This is a genomic window from Pseudonocardia sp. NPDC049154 (assembly GCF_040648315.1).
Lineage (GTDB): Bacteria > Actinomycetota > Actinomycetes > Mycobacteriales > Pseudonocardiaceae > Pseudonocardia.
The window spans coordinates 1-1,667 of record NZ_JBEZDN010000259.1 but is presented as its reverse complement, the minus strand read 5'-3'; the positions used below and the strand labels follow the sequence as shown (position 1 = coordinate 1,667).

At 72.5% G+C, this 1,667-nt stretch carries 2 protein-coding genes and 1 pseudogene; 2 read left to right on the top strand and 1 reads right to left on the bottom strand.

The features are described from left to right. Positions 1–219: 219 nt before the first annotated feature. Positions 220–561: pseudogene (locus AB0B41_RS43170) on the top strand (cupin domain-containing protein); the annotation flags it as partial. Positions 562–882: 321 nt separating this feature from the next. Here the strand turns inward: AB0B41_RS43170 and AB0B41_RS43165 are convergent. Beyond that, on the bottom strand, positions 883–1,275 hold the full coding sequence (locus AB0B41_RS43165; protein WP_358213030.1) for a hypothetical protein: 393 nt from the start codon (positions 1,273–1,275) through the stop codon (positions 883–885). Between the two features lie 114 nt (positions 1,276–1,389). On the opposite strand from AB0B41_RS43165, the gene AB0B41_RS43160 reads away from it, so the two are divergent. Beyond that, positions 1,390–1,667, top strand: a 278-nt coding sequence (locus AB0B41_RS43160; RefSeq protein WP_358213028.1) for an MBL fold metallo-hydrolase, incomplete at its 3' end; no start/stop codon positions are given.

Genomic DNA, 1,667 nt, shown 5'->3' with positions numbered 1-1,667 from the left:
GCCTCGGCCTGGGCCGTCCCCCGCGCCGCGAGCCTCGTGCTGTCCGAGGGTCTCACCCCGGTCCACCGCACGGTCACCGCCAACCGCCGCCGCCTGTACCGCCACTGAGGATCGGCGCGGGCCGCTCCGCCTCGGTGCGGCTGCGGGCCTGCGAGGCGCGGGACCGGGGTGTTCCATTCGTCCAAGACCTCCATGATCAGCCGCACATAGGGTTCGTCCATGAGCGCAGAGCCGGTCGAGCGGACTCCGATCCACCTGGCGCCCGACGAGGGGCGACGCTACGAGATGGGTCGGATCAGCGCGGTGTTCAAGGCCGACGGTCCGGAGACCGCCGAGGGCTACTCGATTTCCGAGTGGTCGCTGGATCCCCACACCACGGGGCCCGGCCCCCACTCGCACCCCGAGGACGACGTCTTCTACGTCCTCGACGGCACGATGACCTTCCTCGTCGGCGACCGCTGGATCGACGCCCCGCAGGGCTCCTTCGTCCTGGCGCCCGGCGGCACCACCCACGACTTCCAGAACCGCACCGACCACCGGGCCGGGGCGCTCAACCTCTCCGTCCCGGGCCCCTTCGAACCGCACATGGCAGGAATCGTCCAGTGGCTCCGCGAGAATCCTCCCGGCGAGCCACCCCTCCCCGGAGCGACCGGGCACACGAGGTCGACGGCCCCTCCGGAACGGAGGTCCGGCCTTCCGCAGCATCGGATAGCCGTTCGGCCCCCTGGTAGGTCCCGCCACGGCGATACACCGTCAGGTTCGCCGGGCTGTCCGGGACACACATCTGGGTGCCGTCGAGCGCACAGACCAACAGTCCCCGCCACCAGACCCCGGCCATGGCAAGCCCGGCGGCCGGGCCGCGGAGCAGGTCGAACAACGCCATCAGCGGCAACCTGGGCCGGCGCCGAGGCCCAGCTGGCCGAGGCCGCCGCGATGTACACCCCCCGCGAGCTGCAGCAGTGGGGCACCGCGCTGCTCGACGCCCTCGACGCCGATGGCCCCGAACCCGACGACACCCCACCACCGCAGGTCAACGAACTGCGGTTGACCCGGTTCGCGTATCGGGCGCCGGCCACCGACCGCGGGCAGCTCCCCGTGTTCGAGCACCCATCCGCACACCTCGGCCAACGCCTCCGCGTGGCGCTCGGCGCTGCTGCGGTCGTCGTCGGCGGTGAGCGGGGCGGCTTGGGCGTCGAGGACGGTGGCGATCGCCGCGAACAGCGCCGCGTCGTCATAGCGGCCGGTCAGCCGCCCGCCGGGCGGGTGGTCGCTCAACTGGCTGGAGCGGATCCTGCGGAGAACGCGGCCATGGAACCCGAGGCGCAGTGCCGCTCCCTGTCCCCACCCCCGCCTGCCAAGGTGGGACGGAGCCGAGGAGGGAGGCCGCACATGAGCGCCCACACCCACGACATCACCACCCCCGCTCCCCCCATCCTGGAGGAGGTGTCGGACGGGATCTGGGCCTACGTCCAGCCCGACGGCACCTGGTGGATCAACAACACGGGGTTCGCGGTGGGCCCGCAGGGCGTGGTCGCCGTGGACTCGTGCGCCACCGAGCGGCGCACCCGGGCATTCGCGGCCGCGATCACGTCGGTGAGCGCGGCGCCGGTCCGGACACTGGTCAACACCCACCACCACGGCGACCACACCTGGGGCAACGCGCTGTT